The organism is Methylotuvimicrobium sp. (assembly GCF_050611805.1).
GTDB lineage: Bacteria > Pseudomonadota > Gammaproteobacteria > Methylococcales > Methylomonadaceae > Methylotuvimicrobium.
On record NZ_JBNGHF010000014.1, the window covers coordinates 83,710 to 100,515 of the forward strand.

The 16,806-nt window shown below is 48.0% G+C and carries 13 protein-coding genes; 12 read left to right on the forward strand and 1 reads right to left on the reverse strand.

Annotated elements, in window-relative coordinates:
- Positions 1-598: 598 nt before the first annotated feature.
- The 9 genes from ACRJJO_RS09240 to ACRJJO_RS09280 all read left to right on the forward strand — a co-directional run bounded on the left by ACRJJO_RS09240 (position 599) and on the right by ACRJJO_RS09280 (position 13,432).
- The gene (locus tag ACRJJO_RS09240; RefSeq protein WP_431065498.1) at positions 599-5,503 is read left to right on the forward strand and encodes a 2-oxoacid:acceptor oxidoreductase family protein; all 4,905 of its coding nucleotides are present in this window, start codon (positions 599-601) and stop codon (positions 5,501-5,503) included.
- 4 nt (positions 5,504-5,507) lie between these two features.
- Entirely contained in the window at positions 5,508-6,848 is a 1,341-nt protein-coding gene (gene rsxC / locus ACRJJO_RS09245; protein WP_431065499.1) for an electron transport complex subunit RsxC, read from the forward strand.
- Positions 6,841-7,839, forward strand: coding sequence for an RnfABCDGE type electron transport complex subunit D (locus ACRJJO_RS09250; protein ID WP_431065500.1), 999 nt, complete (start codon positions 6,841-6,843; stop codon positions 7,837-7,839). Before rsxC ends, ACRJJO_RS09250 begins: the two co-directional genes overlap by 8 nt.
- 11 nt (positions 7,840-7,850) lie before the next feature.
- The gene (locus tag ACRJJO_RS09255) at positions 7,851-8,552 is read left to right on the forward strand and encodes an FMN-binding protein (protein ID WP_431065501.1); all 702 of its coding nucleotides are present in this window, start codon (positions 7,851-7,853) and stop codon (positions 8,550-8,552) included.
- Entirely contained in the window at positions 8,549-9,190 is a 642-nt protein-coding gene (gene rsxE / locus ACRJJO_RS09260; protein WP_431065502.1) for an electron transport complex subunit RsxE, read from the forward strand. Before ACRJJO_RS09255 ends, rsxE begins: the two co-directional genes overlap by 4 nt.
- Positions 9,187-9,768 carry an electron transport complex protein RnfA gene (locus tag ACRJJO_RS09265; RefSeq protein ID WP_431065503.1) on the forward strand — a complete coding sequence of 194 codons (582 nt, stop codon included), beginning with the start codon at positions 9,187-9,189 and terminating at the stop codon, positions 9,766-9,768. The genes rsxE and ACRJJO_RS09265 overlap by 4 nt, the downstream gene beginning before the upstream one ends.
- A 226-nt stretch (positions 9,769-9,994) precedes the next feature.
- Positions 9,995-10,852 carry a ferredoxin-NADP reductase gene (locus ACRJJO_RS09270; protein ID WP_431065504.1) on the forward strand — a complete coding sequence of 286 codons (858 nt, stop codon included), beginning with the start codon at positions 9,995-9,997 and terminating at the stop codon, positions 10,850-10,852.
- Between the two features lie 22 nt (positions 10,853-10,874).
- Positions 10,875-11,738: an RnfABCDGE type electron transport complex subunit B gene (locus ACRJJO_RS09275; RefSeq protein WP_431065505.1), complete on the forward strand. Its 864-nt coding sequence runs from the start codon at positions 10,875-10,877 to the stop codon at positions 11,736-11,738.
- Between the two features lie 992 nt (positions 11,739-12,730).
- Positions 12,731-13,432, forward strand: coding sequence for a urate hydroxylase PuuD (locus ACRJJO_RS09280; RefSeq protein ID WP_431065506.1), 702 nt, complete (start codon positions 12,731-12,733; stop codon positions 13,430-13,432).
- Between the two features lie 403 nt (positions 13,433-13,835).
- Here the strand turns inward: ACRJJO_RS09280 and ACRJJO_RS09285 are convergent, their stop codons facing one another.
- Entirely contained in the window at positions 13,836-14,144 is a 309-nt protein-coding gene (locus tag ACRJJO_RS09285) for a phage integrase N-terminal SAM-like domain-containing protein (protein ID WP_431065507.1), read from the reverse strand.
- Between the two features lie 620 nt (positions 14,145-14,764).
- On the opposite strand from ACRJJO_RS09285, the gene ACRJJO_RS09290 reads away from it, so the two are divergent.
- The 3 genes from ACRJJO_RS09290 (at position 14,765) to ACRJJO_RS09300 (ending at position 16,088) form a co-directional block, all read left to right on the forward strand.
- Positions 14,765-15,130 carry a hypothetical protein gene (locus tag ACRJJO_RS09290; RefSeq protein ID WP_431065508.1) on the forward strand — a complete coding sequence of 122 codons (366 nt, stop codon included), beginning with the start codon at positions 14,765-14,767 and terminating at the stop codon, positions 15,128-15,130.
- A 179-nt stretch (positions 15,131-15,309) separates the two neighbouring features.
- Positions 15,310-15,582, forward strand: a complete 273-nt coding sequence (locus ACRJJO_RS09295) for a DUF1778 domain-containing protein (protein ID WP_431065509.1) — start codon at positions 15,310-15,312, stop codon at positions 15,580-15,582.
- A complete protein-coding gene (locus tag ACRJJO_RS09300; RefSeq protein WP_431065510.1) occupies positions 15,579-16,088 on the forward strand; it encodes a GNAT family N-acetyltransferase in 510 nt (169 codons plus the stop codon). The genes ACRJJO_RS09295 and ACRJJO_RS09300 overlap by 4 nt, the downstream gene beginning before the upstream one ends.
- Positions 16,089-16,806: the final 718 nt, after the last annotated feature.

Consider the following 16,806-nt stretch of genomic DNA (forward strand, 5'->3'; position numbering starts at 1 on the left):
TAGGCCACCAATAGGTACGATTTTTGCTTTTAATTTCAAAGCATTCCAAAATAGTGCGGCAAATGTGATATTGTTGTGCTTCACGGACGTATTCACCCAACGCCTAACTTCCATAGCTCATTGGCTATGATTAAGTATCTTGGATAATTTAGGCGCTGGGCTCATGGCGTCCTGCCGGGCGAGCGACCGCGCGCTCCGCCACGCCTCACTCTTTCATTTGCCGGGGCGACGCCCAGACCTTCATGATCACTAGGTTAACTACTTTGAATAATTTAGTTACCAAGCCTGTCAACCGATCAACCGAACCTAGGCCAAGCCCCATAGCTCCGGGAGGTTATTTGTCGCGAAACCCTAATGAATAAAAAACCGATTCGATATGATCACCACCCATCAATCAGGCATGTTTTTTGCTTGTTAGTTTCAGCAGCAGCATTCCAAAATAGTCCAGCAAATGTGCTATTGTTGTGCCGAATGAAGCCTAATTAATCGACCAAAAAAACATTGCCAATCAGATTCAATTGGAATACTGTTTTAGCTGAGGATACGTCGAAAAGTCACTCTGAAATACCTATCCATAATCCCACTACGCGATATCGTCATGGAAAATAGAAACAAGCAATTCAAATATCCAGGAACAAGGGTTGCCATGGATGGCAATACAGTAGCCATCATGTGCGAACGCGAATCCTCGGATGCCGCAGGCGCCTATCCCATCACACCCTCCACCCAAATGGGCGAATACTGGGCTGAAGAGGCGGCCAAAGGACATTTGAACATTTCCGACCGCCCTCTCATCTTTATTGAGCCGGAAGGAGAGCATGCCGCGGCTGCAGTAACGGCCGGATTGTCCATGACAGGCTTGAGGTCCACCAATTTTTCCTCTGGTCAGGGCATTGCCTACATGCATGAATCGCTTTATGCCGCTGTCGGAAAAAGGCTGACCTATGTTTTGAACATAGGCGCAAGAGCCATGACCAAAGCCACTCTCAATGTGCATGCCGGACACGATGATTACCATGCGATTGACGATACCGGTTTTTTTCAGCTTTTTGCCAAAAAAGCCCAGCATGTGGCCGACCTGAATATCATCTCCCACAGAATTGCCGAATTGGCCTTGAATCCGGGCGTAATCGCACAAGACGGCTTTTTAACCACCCATTTGATCGAGTCTCTTTTATTGCCGGAGCGGGAGTTGATCAAGGAGTATCTGGGTAGACCGGACGACATCATTGATACGCCTACTCCGGCTCAAAGAATCATTTATGGGGAGAAAAGAAGACGTATTCCTGAAGTGTGGGATGTGGACAATCCTATGATGGCCGGTATCGTGCAAAATCAGGATGCTTATATGCAAAGTGTCGCCGCTCAGCGTCCTTTCTTTTTCGACCATATAAAAGAGCTGACCGACCAAGCTTTCGAGGAATATTATCAATTGACGGGGCGTCGTTACGCACGCGTCATGACCTATAAAGTCGAAGACGCCGATTACCTAATTCTAGGTCAGGGCAGCGTAGTCTCTAGTGCCGAAGCGGTGGCGGATTACTTAAGAAAAACTCGCGGCTTGAAAGTCGGCGTGGTGGATTTGGTGATGTTCCGGCCCTTCCCGGCGGATCTTTTGGGAAAAGTTTTAAAGGGCCGAAAAGGCGTCGCCATTTTGGAAAGGCTGGATCAGCCGTTGGCGGAAGATCCTCCTATCATGCGTGAAACCCGCGCGGTAATTACCAAATGTATCGAAAACGGTACGTACAAGAAAAATGTTCCGTATCCCGATTTGCCTTCCTATTCGTTCAGCGAAATGCCGCCTCTATTTTCGGGTTCTTTCGGCATGGGCAGCCGCGATCTTCAACCGGAAGGCATTATTGGCGCGATAGAAAACATGCTGCCTGATGGCAAACACAAAAAACGCTTTTATTTGTCGATCGACTTTATCCGGGAACATGCCTTCACGCCCAAACAAAGAGCCCATCAAGAAGCCATTCAAGAGGCTTATCCGAATGTGAAGGAATTGGCTGTTCGCGGTTCTGAAAACCCAAACCTGATGCCGCAGGGCGCCATTACGGTGAGGTTTCACTCGGTCGGCGGTTGGGGCGCTATCACGACAGGAAAAAACCTGGCAATGACGTTGTTCGATCTTTTGGGCTACGACATCAAAGCCAATCCTAAATACGGTTCGGAGAAAAAAGGACAACCGACCACTTACTATCTTGCCGCCGCGCCCGAACCGATCAATATAAATTGCGAATATTATTTCGTCGATGTGGTGCTATCGCCTGACCCGAATGTTTTCAAGCATACCAATGCCTTGGCGGGCCTCAAAAAAGGCGGAACTTTCATCATTCAAAGCGAGCGGAAAACCGCCGATGAAGTTTGGGCCGACATACCGGTACATTACCAAAAGATGATCATCGACAATGAGATTCGAGTCTTTTATGTCGATGGATTCAAAATCGCAAGAGAAGAAGCGACCGATCCGGAATTGCAGCTCAGGATGCAGGGCATTGCCTTTCAGGGCGGTTTTTTCGCGGCCTCCCCTTTGATGGAAAAATCCGGACTCAGCGATGTCGCGCTGTTGAAAGCGATAGAAGAACAACTGCAACATAAGTTTGGCAGCAAAGGTCAGCGGGTCGTCGATGACAACATGCGCGTCGTGAAGCGCGGATTCGATGAAGTCCACGAAATCAAAAACAAAGTCTTAGGCGCTCAAGCCGAGAAAACCAGCGGGCAATTGATTGCGCCGATTCCAAGCCTGCTGAAAACCAGCCCGCAGAGTGAATCCAAACTCAGCGATATTCACCGTTTTTGGGAACAGACCGGTAATTTCTATCTGACCGGCCAAGGCAACGATAATCTAACCGATCCCTTTATCGGTTTGAGCGTGATGCCGGCAACGACATCGCTGTTCAGGGATATGACAGGCATTCGCTTTGAGCACCCGGAATGGTTGGCCGATAATTGCACGGCTTGCGGGAACTGTTACACGGTTTGCCCAGACACGGCCATTCCCGGCTTGGTGAGCGAATTATCGGATGTGCTCGATACGGTTTTGAAACGGGTGAAACGGAAACACGACAAACTCGAATTTCTTCCTAAAACCGTCAAACAGCTGGAACCCAAAATTCGTGCGCTTTTCAATGAGCCGCACGAGGGGGTCACCGTGAACAACATGGTCAATGAAGCCATCGATGCCGTTATCGAACAAGAATCGAAGGACTCATTGCTCGCTACCGAACTGCAATGGTTCAGGGACGAACTCGGCGATTTCCAGTTTTCGCTGACTCGGCCCTACTATGACCTGCACGAAAAGAAAGCAGCCAATAGCGGGGGCTTATTCAGCATCACTGTCAATCCTACGACCTGTAAAGGCTGTATGGAATGCGTCAAGGTCTGCGATGACGACGCATTGAGGGTAGTCAAACAAACCGATGAATCGATTGCAAAATTGAGAGAGGAATGGGGCTTTTGGAGCGACCTTCCGAATACTCCGAAAAAATTTCATCGCGTTGACGACTTGGAAGAGAAAATAGGTCCTCTGGAAACCATCTTGTTGGATAAAGGAGCCTATCAAAGTTTTGCCAGTGGCGACGGGGCCTGTTTGGGTTGCTCCGAGAAGTCGGTCGTTCATCTATTCATGGCTACGGTGGAGTCCCTGATGATTCCACGGGTCGAAAAACATGTGACTTATCTTCAGGAACTGATTGAAAAGCTGGAGAAACATGTTCAACTCAAATTGATGAACACGATGAACGTCACGGACACCGACATGATGTCCAAGATTGTCGCCGAAATGCAGGGCGGGGACCTGACCATGTCCGGGATTGCCCGTAGACTGGAGCATGAAAAAGGTTCTTCCCCGATCGACCAGGAATGGTTGACCGAAACGACGCAAACCATTGCCGGTTTGAAACACTTGCATTGGAAATATACCAACGGAGTCACCGGAAAAGGCCGCTCGACGATGGGCATGACCAATGCGACGGGCTGTACCTCGGTATGGGGCAGTACTTATCCGTACAATCCCTATCCGTTCCCTTGGGCGAATCATCTGTTCCAAGACAGTACTTCCTTGGCTATGGGGATTTTTGAAGGTCATATGGCCAAAATGGCTGACGGATTCAAATTGATACGTAAAGCCGAATTGGAATTGAGCGGAAAATACAATCCCCGCGATCATAACGAATTCTTCAGCTATTTCAATTGGGAACAGTTTTCCGACCAAGAGTGGAAGTTGTGCCCGCCTGTCGTGGCTTTGGGCGGCGATGGCGCGATGTACGATATCGGTTTCCAAAATCTTTCGCGCATGATGGCCTCGGGCAAACCCATTAAAGTAGTGGTTGTCGATACCCAAGTCTATTCCAATACCGGCGGCCAAGCTTGTACTTCGGGTTTTGTCGGTCAAGTCTCCGACATGGCGCAATTCGGCAAAGTCGGGAAAGGCAAATCCGAATCCAGAAAAGAAATAGGCTTGATCGGCATGGCGCACAGAAATACCTATGTCATGCAAGCCACACTGGCCAACACCAGCCACATGATCGAAGGCTTCATCGACGGCTTGATGACGAAAAGACCGGCGCTGTTCAATCTGTACACCACTTGCCAACCCGAGCACGGCGTGGGTGACGACATGGGGGCGCATCAAGCCAAATTGGTTGTCGAGTCCAGAGCCTATCCAATCTTCCGCTACAACCCCGACAAAGGCGTGACGCCTCAAGAGGCATTCGACTTGGAGGGCAACCCCGCGATGGACAAGCTATGGCCGACCTATGAACTGAAATACCTCGAAGGCGGTAGACAAAAATCGATGGAAGTTGCGATGACTTTTGCCGATTTCGCCTTGACCGAAGCACGGTTTAGAAAACACTTCCGCAAGGCACCTCGGGATACTTGGAATGAAAATATGGTGGTTTTGGCCGACTTCCTAAAACTAGACGAATCCGAAAGAGAAGGGAAATTTCCGTTCATTTGGGCCGTGGATAGCAAACAACTACTCAGTCGGGTTTTGGTCTCGAAAACGATCGTACTGTCCTGCGAGGAAAGAAGGGATTTCTGGATCATGTTGAAAGCCATTGCCGGCATTAAAGACGACAAAACAACGCCGGTGGAAGATTTAGAAAGCAAAATCCGGACTGAAGTCGTCGGAAAGATTGCCAAGGGTTTGATGAAGCTAGCCGGTGATGAGGGATCAGGCATCATGGACTTGGCATTGGATAAAACCGAAACAGAAACCTCGACAGGCGCAGCCGAAGTCAAAGCGGATAGCATGGAGCCTTGGCTTGAAACGGAGAATTGCACAGCCTGTGACGAGTGCATCAACCTGAACCCCAATATCTTCGCTTACAACAACGATAAAAAGGCCTTTATCAAAGATGCCAATGCCGGGCCTTACAGCGATTTGGTCAAGGCGGCTGAAAAATGTACCGCCGGCGTGATCCATCCGGGACTGCCTGCCGATAGAAGCGCCGCCGATATCGAGAAATGGATCAAAAGAGGCGAAAAATTCAATTGATGCCGTGTTGAAATTTTTTTCAAATACTTTCAAGCATGGGGTACATCCCCCGGAACACAAGGAGGACACGAACAAACTGCCCGTCCGGCAGTTTCCGTTTCCTCCGTTGATTGTCCTTCCGATGCAGCAGCATATAGGCAAGCCGGCTCAAGTCATCGTACGCGAAGGCCAGGAGGTCGCACGGGGACAGCTGCTGGCCAAGGCCGACGGCTATCTGTCGGTTCCGATGCATGCTCCGGTTTCCGGGGTTGTCAGGAAAATCGCCAATGTGCCGGTCATCGGCGGTCAAAAGGCAAGCGGCATTTATCTTGAAACATTCCCTTTTTCCGGACAAGAAGTCGTGGAAGGCTTGCCTGTTCCCCTGTCGGCAAGCCCGGAAGCCATTTTACAAGGCATCCAAGATGCCGGTATTGTGGGCTTAGGCGGGGCCGCATTCCCGACCCACGTCAAGTTGAAAATTCCGGAAGGAAAATTCTGCGAGCACTTGATCATCAACGGGATTGAATGCGAGCCTTATCTGACTACCGATCATCGAGTCATGCTCGAACAGGCGGATGATATTTTCACCGGCATTCGATATCTTCTCAGAGTCACCGACGCCAAACAGGTCATTATCGGTATCGAAGCCAACAAAAAAGATGCCGCCGATCATTTAGCCGATCGGATTCCTGACGATTTGCCGGTAAAAGTCAAAGTCGTTCCCGTCAAATACCCTCAGGGCGCCGAGAAAATGCTGATTACGGCATTGCTCGGTAAAGAGGTTCCTTCAGGCGGTTTTCCGATCGATGTTCATGCCGTAGCGGTCAATGTCGCCACGACGGCCGAAATCGGAAGATTGTTGCCTCATGGCCGTGGCATTCAGGAAAGAGTGGTCACGATTACCGGACCCGGAATCAAGAAAAAAGGCAATTATCTGATTCCGGTCGGGACGCCGCTACGCTTTGTATTGGAACACGTCGGAGCCGCAGAAAACCTCAGCGAAATTTATATGGGCGGGCCGATGATGGGCATTTCGGCCTCCGACTTGGATATCTCGATTGTCAAAGGCACATCCGGCATCGTGGTGTTCGGCGATGAAAATGTCAAAAGAAGCGACAAAATCTATCCGTGTATCAAATGCGGGGCCTGTGTCGATGCCTGTCCGATTTCCCTGAATCCTTCGCGATTGGGCATCTTGGCAAAATCCGAAGCTTACGACACGATGGCCGAGGAGTACCATCTGATGGATTGTTTCGAATGCGGTTCTTGCTCCTATGTGTGCCCATCCAATATTCCTTTGGTGCAATATTTCAGAGTCGCCAAAGGAATCGTCAGAAAAAGAAAATCGGCGGTTGCCCATGTTTAGCAAAACCCTACGTATCAGCAGTTCGCCCCATATCAACAAAGGGGTCGGCGTCGATGTGATCATGCGCAACGTAATCTATGCGCTTCTGCCGGTTACGGTCTTTGCTATTTATGCCTTCGGCATCAATGCGCTTTTGGTGATTCTCACCTCCCTGATTGCTTGCGTATTGACCGAGCATCTATTGAACAAATTCTCCAACCGGCCGAGCACGATTGCCGACGGCTCGGCGGTGATTACCGGTTTGCTGTTGGGATTGACGTTACCGCCGATTTTTCCATTATGGATGACCTTCATCGGCGGCGTATTGGCGATTGCCTTGGGCAAATTCGTTTTTGGCGGTCTAGGCTACAATGCTTTTAACCCGGCTTTGGTCGGAAGAGCTATTCTACAAGCTGCCTTTCCAGTCGCGATCACGACTTGGCATCCGGCTTTTTTGGCGGACAGATTCACCCGCGTGTCCGAATCGGTGCTAACTTTTCCGTTTGCAAAACCTGTCGTCGACGGCATATCGGGCGCCACGCCGCTTTCTGCTTTTAAGTTCGATCAAGTTACCACGGAAAGTGCCGATTTGGCCATGGGACTTATCAGCGGATCGATCGGAGAAACATCTTCCGTGTTGATCGCATTGGGCGGGCTCTATTTAATTGCCCGCAAGATGATGAACTGGCGCATTCCTGTCGCCATTTTAGGTGCTGTTTATGTTTTGAGCGGCATTTTGTATTGGATTAATCCGGAAATCTATCCTTCTCCGGAATTTATGCTTTTCTCCGGCGGCTTGATGCTGGGGGCGGTATTCATGGCCACTGATATGGTGGGTTCCCCGATAACGCCATTGGGCGTCGTGATTTATGGCATCTTTATTGGGCTGCTGGTAGTCGTTATTCGGATTTGGGGCGGTCTGCCCGAGGGCGTGATGTATGCCATTTTATTGGGAAATTCGCTATCGCCTCACATCGACCGACTCATCCGTCCTAAAGTTTACGGGACCTGAAAGGTAAAAGCATGAATGCCAATCACCCTGTATCGAGTCAAACCAATCCTTCCGAAGAAAGCAAAAAGATGCTGATCGCGATGGTGAGTATAGGCATTTTTTGCGCCTTGCTGATCGTCCTGGTCTATGAAGGCACCAAGGAAAGAATCGATCGTTTACGAACCGAAGCGCTGGAAAAAGCGGTTTTCAAAGTCCTGCCGGGCATCAGCAATACACGGATGTTTTTATTGGGAGCGGACGGGAATTTCAAGCCTGTCGAAGCTCCGGATGGAAAAAGTCAGGTAGTCTATGCAGGTTACGACGACGCTGGTGAATTCATCGGCGTAGCCATCGAGGCCCGCGGCCAAGGCTATGCCGACGTCATTCGGATTTTGTACGGCTACGATCCCCATTCGCAAACCATCGTCGGTTTTTATGTGCTTGAGAGCAAGGAAACGCCGGGATTGGGAGATAAGATCGAAAAGGATGAAAACTTTCTGGCTAACTTCAAAGCGCTTTCGGCCAAACTCGATCCTGAATCGACTCGGATTCAAAATAAGGTGATACCGGTCAAGCAAGGGGGTAAATCCAATCCATGGGAAGTGGAAGGTATCACCGGCGCAACCATTTCTTCGAGAGCCATCGGCAATATCATCGGTGAAAGTTCGTCAGTCATGGCACCATTGATATACAATCAAATCGAAACGTTTAACGTCAATCCGGATTCAAAATGAGTACTCGGATAACCAATAATACCGACAAAAAGGCCGAGCCAAGCTCCACCGACGAGTTCATCAAGGGGCTTTGGCGTGAAAACCCTGTATTCGTGCAGGTGCTCGGCATGTGTCCGGTTTTGGCGGTGTCCAATACCGCCCAAAATGCGCTGGCGATGGGTTTGGCGACGGCTTTCGTACTGTTGATGTCCAATATACTGGTCGCTTCTTTAAGAAACTTTATTCCCAAGCAAGTCAGGATTGCCTCTTTTATTCTCATTATCGCCACGTTTGTCACGATCGTCGATTATGCCATTCAGGCCATCAGCGTCGATTTGCATAAAAACCTCGGGGCTTTTATTTCTCTGATTGTGGTCAATTGCCTCATTCTGAGCCGCGCAGAGGCCTTTGCTTCGAAAAATACCATAGGCAAATCGATCATGGACGCCTTGGGTATGGGAGTCGGCTTCGTATTAGCGCTTTTTTGTCTGGGTGCGGTCAGAGAATTACTTGGTAATGGAAGCTTGTTCGATGTCGCGATATTTCCGGAATCGTTTCAAGAGTGGATCATTATGATCCTGCCGGCAGGCGGCTTTTTTACGTTGGCGTTATGGCTGATTGTGTTTAATTATTTCAAAGTTAAAAAAGCGAAAGGATGAATACCGAATCCTATTGGAGCATATTTATCAATGCCAGCCTGGTCAACAACTTCGTTTTGGCCTACTTCCTCGGCATTTGCCCCTTTCTCGGCGTTTCGGGAAAAATGGAAACCGCCACTAAAATGGGAGGCGCGGTTACCTTCGTCATGCTCATCAGTTCAATTTGCGCCTATGGTATCCATGCATTATTGGTGGCTATCGATGCGCCCTTTCTACAATTGATTAGCTATATCGTCGTGATCGCCTCCACCGTGCAATTGGTGGAAATGTTCATCAAGAAGATGAGTCCTACTTTATTTAGAGCCTTGGGGATTTTTCTTCCGCTGATTACGACCAATTGCGCCATTTTAGGTTTGGCGCTCTTTCAAACAAACAAAGCCTACAGCCTCAGCCAGAGTCTCGTTTATGCCTTGGGCGCCGGGATTGGATTTACCTTGGCGTTGATATTGATGGCAGGAATCAGAGAACAATTGGAATTTGCGGAAGTCCCCGATGTAGTCAAAGGAACCGCGTTGACCTTATTGGTCGCAGGGATCTTGTCATTGACGTTTATGGGATTTTCGGGCTTAGGCTCATAAAACACGGGGGCCATTAATGACATTTATAATTGGAATCAGTGCCGTAGTATCGATGCTGCTGGTTTGGGTTTGGGTGCAGTCCCGATGGCGGGAAACATTTTCCGAGAACATTTCAGACTCGGACGTTTTAGCCGAAAGGCTAAGCTGCGGCAATTGCGGATGCACCCGGGTTTGCTCAAAAAGCAAACGAATTGATCACGAATCTTCAAAATGAGGCAATAAAGCCATGTCCTATTTATCAGAACTCGATACAAGTAAGCAATACAAAGCCAAGGTCAAAAAAACCGAAAGGCTGACCCCCGCTAATGTGGAAGAAATTCGAGAAATATTACTGGAGGTCGACAATCCCGAATTTGATTGTCAGGTAGATCAAAGCTTCGGCGTTCTGCTCGAACACAAGAGCGACTTCGGCAATTCCTATCATCATCGGCTTTACAGCGTGGCCGACATTCCGGAAAAAAGCAACGGCAAATTGCTGATAACGATGCTGGTCAAAAGATGTTCTTATGTGGACGAGTTCAGCGGCGAGCAATATCAGGGAGTGAGCTCCAACTTCCTGTGCGACCGTCGTGAGGGCGATGAAATCACGATTACCGGTCCTTTCGAATTGCCCTTTAAAGTGCCCGATGACAAACATGCCAACATTATCATGATTGGAATGGGTACCGGAATCGCTCCATTCAAGGCATTTATCAAGCACATTTACAGCCAGGAAAAAGAGTGGCACGGAAAAATCCGCTTATTTTATGGCGCGAAAAGCGGACTCGAACTCCTCTATCTCAACGACAAGGATGGAGACCTAACCCAGTATTACGACAAAGCGACATTCGAAGCCTTTCATGCGCTCAGTCCAAGGCCGCATTGGGAAGACCCGATATTACTGGATCACGCGATAGAGCAAAGGGCCGAAGAAATTCTCGAAATGCTCGGTTCGGCCAACACTTATATCTTTATCGCCGGCTATGAAAAGGTAAAAGAAAATCTCGACAAAGCCTTTATCAATATCATGGGTTCCAAAGAAAAATGGGAAAACCGGAAAGCCGAACTGATTGCCGGCAAAAAATGGGCCGAGGTGATTTATTGATCTCCGAACCGGATAGATAGAGATGACCATTCTGATTGCTTTGCTAGCACTGGGTGGATTGACGCTGGTATTGGCGCTGATGCTGATCATTGCCAACAAAAAGCTGTATGTCTACGAAGACCCAAGAATCGATGTGGTGGAGGGCATGCTGCCTCATGCCAACTGCGGTGCTTGCGGATACCCCGGCTGCAGGCCATTTGCGGAAGCCTTGGTCAAAGGCGAAATGCCGCCGGCCAAATGCAGCGTAAGCAGCGAAGAAGGACAAAAAGAGATAGCACAATTTTTGGGCGTGGATGCCGGCTCGGAAGAGAAAAAGGTTGCGCGCTTAGCTTGTGCCGGAGGTAACAATGTCGCGATCAATCGCGCTAGATATGAAGGAATATCAAGTTGCAGAGCGGAGGCCTTGGTTTCAGGGGGAGGCAAAGGGTGTTCTTGGGGCTGTTTAAGCCACGGAGATTGTGAAAAAGTCTGCGATTTCGATGCCATCACAATGAATACCTTCGGTTTGCCGGTCGTCGATGAAGCAAAATGTACCGCCTGCGGAGACTGCGTCGAAGTTTGTCCGAAGGATCTTTTTTCGATACACCCCGTCAGTCATAGACTATGGGTAGCCTGTAAAAGCCTGGAAGCAGGCGATGGGGTTTTAGAAGAATGCGAAGTCGGCTGCACGGCCTGCGGCAAATGCGCGATGGATGCCCCCAGCCTAATCACGATGACCAACAATTTACCCGTTGTCGATTATTCCAAAAAGCACCAAACCCAAGCCCCCATCCAACGATGTCCCACGGGCGCCATCGTTTGGCTGGAGGAAAATGGAGAAGTCGTCAAAGGAGCTGAAGCCAAAAAAATCATCCGCAAAGGGAAATTGAAAATGGGGGAAAGCTGAATTTTTTTGAGTTTGAAATAGTTTCGAGGCGCCCCCGTTTGATAATGTTTTTTTATCTTGCGTGAAAAGGCGAAAGGAGCCGGCCGAATCGCTTGTTCAATCCGCCTTGATCGTCGAGAAGCTAGAGATTCCTGAACTGGTTACCCAAGTAGGAGCTCTCATCGTTATACACAAATATCGATAACCTTGCTAAACAGAGGTCATCGTATACCTGGGAACGGTGTTGTTTGATAAATCTGCGGATATTGAACATCAGTGGCTTCGAAATCGCGATCTAGGGATCGCTCCCACAGAGCATCCGCCCCCCTTGTGGGAGCGACGCCTTCGTCGTCCCTCACCTAACGCTAGGTGAGGGAAAGCCGGGTTCGTTAAGCAACACGAGGTCTTATTCGCCAAGGTGGCAAGACGGTATCTACGACTCATGTATAACGGCGAGAGTAGGAGCTTGGGTAACCGCATTAGTTACGCGATGCGCACCAAACTGTTTTTTAAAGCACGTAGCCCGTATGCAGCATAGCGGAATACGGGAATGGCGTGGCTCCGAACTTCCCGGATTGCGCTGCGCTCCATCCGGGCTACACTCCTTAGACTCGTCGAAAACGGTAGATAATGATTTAGCAACGGGGAGCTACGCTTAGCTTGATGCTTATGGTTACCCCCCAGCCCAGCAATCTGTTGTCCAGAAAAGCTTTTTCCCCTCATTATCGCTCCAATTATTTCGAGGTTATGTTGTCTGCGGCCTCCCTACGAAGTTTTCTTTATTAATACATAATGCCTTAACTTACTTCTGAGCCGATTCTTATAACAAAGGTAGTAAATTATTAATTATTAATGCTTTTTCTGACTTGACAGCCAGGAAAAACTTAGCGACTATCCAAACGCTGACCCAGGGATACGGCTTCGTCATTGTTGTCAATAAAGAATTAACCCTTGGGCTAGACAAAAAATCATTGCATAAAATAACAATAATCAATTAATGAGGGGAGATTTGAATGGACATTTTTACAACACAACCCGGTCTGGAAATGCTGTTTCGATGGGGACATTTTTTGGCCGGAATAACCTGGATTGGGTTGCTTTACTATTTCAATTTCGTGCAAGGGGAATATTTTAAAGAGGCGGAAGCTTCGGCTAAGTCGGATGCCGTTCAAAAGTTGGTGCCGCGCGCATTATGGTGGTTTCGCTGGGGAGCCATGCTGACTTTTCTAACAGGACTCGGCATTATGGGAATCCGCGGCAGCGGGTGGTCGGTCGATATCTATATCGGTGCTATGCTCGGTACATTGATGTTCTTAAACGTTTGGTTAATCATTTGGCCGAATCAAAAAATAGTGATCGCATCCACTGAAAAAACCGCGAAAGGCGAAGCGGCCATACCTGAAGCAGCTGATGCAGCAGCGCAAGCAGGGCTGGCTTCTAGAACGAATGTATTGTTTTCAGTCCCGATGTTATTTTTCATGGGCGCCTCCGCTCATTATCCTCATTATGATTCCGGAACGCTCGGTATCCTTTTGATTTTCGCGGCGATTCTCGGTCTCCAATACAATGCGTCACGCAAGGCGCTTTCCCGATTCGGTTTTGCGCAGAAATTGCCGCCTGCCGGATACATGGGGCCGTTGGCAAGTGTAAAAGGCGTAATCCATTGCGGTTTAGGTTTGGCTTTGGTTTTTGTACTTATTTTAGAGTTAATCTAATTACTTCGCGCGGGGCGGGTTATTCAACCCGCTCCGAACGTTTTGATTTGCTTTAGCCACAATCGAAACGTTTAGGACGGTGTTACAAATTCCGTGCTGTAGGTTATAAGACCCATATGCATCAAGCTAAAAACGTCCAACCCTCATCTCGATCTTTACCAAACTCCATCCAGCTTCCAGAGACCGGCACAACATCAATCAACCTCGATTCGCTCATTCAATTTTTCCTTTATCGCCGGAAAGCTAGAGCTTCCTCTACAGATTACCCAGTCTGAAGCTTGAGTAACACCATTAGACGCGCGATGCGCACCAAACTACTGTTAAAGCACGTAGAGGAATACGGGAATGGAGGCGGAAAGTACACGATATGACCTAATTTCGATCCCCCCTGCCCCTGTTTATTCTAATCCGCATGCCGGGACCGTAGAGCAGGCTTGCGGATTAGATGATTCGTGCCGCCCAACCGCGACAAGATCGCTTGAATCTCATCGCGATTCAGTACCACAGGCAAACGCTTCGGCGCCTTGACTTGCTCTACGTTATCCAGCCAGGGCAACTCCATGGCAAGCACCTCACGGTGCAAAAACAACAGAACGACTTTCGCCTGATTTTGAGTAGAAGCCGCCACTTTGCCGTTGACCGCCAAATGCGTCAAAAACTGCTCCACCTCGCTAACACCCAAGTCACGCGGATGACGCTTGCCAAAATTCAAACTATAGCGTTTAATCCACTCCGCATAGGCCTGTTCGGTAAGAGCTTCAAGCGAATCTTAGCCTGTTGTAAAAACCAGCCCAAATCCGCAGTTATTTGCCGAATATTAAAATCCCCCCACGTTATCCCCAGCCTCAAATAGCCTGCTGAAAAAATCGTGATGGAGGGTTTTTTCCGAACGCAATTCATCAATAATCAAGCAAAGCATCACGGTCAGCGGTATAAAGAGCGGTGTCGTTGAGAGAAGGTATGACGCCACCAAGATTTGACGGTCAACACTGACGCCATACCCCCAAAACCGTGCCGAAGCACGATCCTCAGTGTGACATATCTGGGGAATAAATCCAGCCCTCATCGGCCTTTTTGTCGATGTGCCGATCCGCCCGCCTTTATCATTGTCACCGTTGTCATACACAGGTCATCATCTGCTCGAGTTGTGATCGTGGTCAGCGCTATTGCACCCGCGGATGCGCCGCGTCCGCCCGTTTAGACTCCCGCAGGCGCGCCGGGAAAAAATATCAGTCCACCCGCTCAGAACGCTTCCATAATGCCAGCCGTCAACAACGATTTCGAGAACGACAGAAACAAAAAGTAACGCATCAGGGTTCAAACGATCCAACGTTGTCGGCATTAATCGGTGACCGGGACAGCAATAAGATTCAGACACATTGCTGGATTATTGAAACCTCGATTGAACATGACCATGAATATTTCGAAGGCTTTCTGAAGGTTTCTCTCCAAAAAATAATCATTGCACTTCGTAATGAGCGTCATTTGTTACGTGATATGAATCAAGCGATTTCCGATGAAACACAAAGGCGCAAAGGAGGTGATATTGATGCTGGCGATTTCAAGCAAATTTGTGAGGAAGTCATGTTTGAAATTTCTGAACAAAGTCCAGCGGATAATCTGTATCCAAACGGCTTCTCAGCTGACCAATTCGCTAGCGTAATTGAATCAGGGATGATTTGGGATGTTCTTCATTAGAAGTAATTTCCTTCGACAGACACTTTTAACAATCATCGGTGTTGGCCGAATTGGGAAAGGGAGGCTTTCCCTATAAATCTTATTGAACGCTAAGAACTATATGACGATTCGAATGATGATTGACAAACTGCTACAACTTATATATGGTGACATTTTGTCACCAATAGAGAAATATTCTCATGGCCATCGCAAACAATGAACGCATTACTGCCAGAGTCAGCGAACAAATCAAAGAAACGCTGATTGCTGCTGCCGACTTAACTGGTGCGACCCTCAATCAGTTCTTGGTACAGGCGGCGCTTGAGAAAGCGGAACGGGTCATTGAAAAAGATAAATTGATTCATCTTAGTCAACAAGATGCTGAATTTTTCTTTGATGTGTTAGACAATCCGCCTGAACCGAATAACAAACTAATCAATGCGGTCAAAAATTATAAGGCCCGCATTAAGTGAGTTCGATTTTAACGATCGAGACACAGAGTAAGACACATCATCGCAATGCGTTTGATTGCGGCGACGAATTGCTCAACCACTTTTTACAAAAGATTGCTCGGCAACATAACGATAAGGGGTTGTCGAAAACGTTTGTTTTGGTTGATCGACAACAGCCCGAAGAAATTATCGCTTTTATGACCCTCGTGGTTTGTGAGGTACTGGCCGACCAGATACCGCATCAATGGGCAAAAAAATACCCGGATAAGATACCGGCCGCCAAGCTTGCAAGATTAGCCGTTGCCAAAGATCAGCAAAGAAAAGGATATGGCCAGTTACTGCTGATCGATGCGTTACAGAAAACACTCGATGCCTCGCAGGTTATGGGGATAGCAGGGCTTTTTGTCGACGCAAAACATAAACAAGCACAGGCCTATTACCAGCAATTTGGTTTTTTGGCTTTACCGGAACAACTCGATAATTTGTTTATGCCGATATCGACCATCATAAAAAGTTTGAGTCGATAATATATCGTGCTTTCCTGCTTCTTTGAGCATGATTATTTTACGTCGTTTTGCATCAATGCATAAGTGTTGTCTTTGAATTGTAATGATTCAAAGATTCTGTGTTCTGTTGCTTATGTTAATAACACTTAACATAAGTTGGGTCAGGGGGGAGGCTTGACTCTATCAAAAGCATTGGAGAAACATTTTGATTTCTGCTGGTACAGTTAAACTAGAATGAGTCAGCGACGATGAAATGTCAGGTAGATTTTATGATAGAACAACAAATCATGCAGGAGCTGCAAGGCATTCCTGAATATAAACTCGCCGAAATTTATGATTAGATTCATTACTTCAGATTGGGACTCGACAAGGAACGAGCTGGAGAACGCAAGCCTGGATTGTTGAGTGGGAAATTAGGCGACGCTTTTTTTTGAGCCATTACCGGATAAAGAGCTGAGCGCGTGGAAATAAATGCTGATCGATTCCCATGCGCTGTTGTATCGGAAGTAAATAAATTAGGGGCTGTTGCCGTTTTGTAACTTACCCTTGAATTTCAATAATTCCGCCTCATAGCTTGTTTATTTTGAGCCAAAAACAAGCAAACTATGCCGCGACAAATGTTTACGGATGAACACTGGGAAAAATTGAAGATGATTATGTTGAAAATGGGGATATATGACAAACCCTGAGGTATCCCCACAAAATAGCCATATAAAACAATTTGCTATAGCTAAAAATT